1 protein-coding gene is annotated in these 214 nt (G+C 48.6%); it reads right to left on the bottom strand.

Annotated features, from left to right (window positions below; all coding sequences use genetic code 11):
• On the bottom strand, positions 1-214 hold a 214-nt coding region (locus tag LI126_RS15515), incomplete at both ends, for an aminotransferase class I/II-fold pyridoxal phosphate-dependent enzyme (RefSeq protein WP_227165785.1).

The following is a 214-nucleotide window of genomic DNA, read 5'->3' as shown; positions in this document are numbered from 1 at the left end:
GGAGACAAACTTGGCGCCATAGGAACGGTAGACATCCAGCGCACAAAGGTAGGTTGGATCCTCTACCAAGACTTCATCGCCTTCATCAATAAATGCCTTGCCGACCAGGTCCAGCACTTGTTCAGAACCAGTCGTTACCATGACGTTTTCTACCTTTGAATCAATGCCTTCACGTTCTTTAACGCGCTTGGTAATCAGTTCGCGCAGTTCCGTA

The organism is Mediterraneibacter sp. 210702-DFI.5.30 (assembly GCF_020560115.1).
In the GTDB taxonomy this organism is placed as follows: domain Bacteria; phylum Bacillota; class Clostridia; order Lachnospirales; family Lachnospiraceae; genus Mediterraneibacter; species Mediterraneibacter faecis.
Note: the sequence above shows the minus strand (reverse complement) of the source record. Positions and strands in the feature narration are given on the sequence as shown.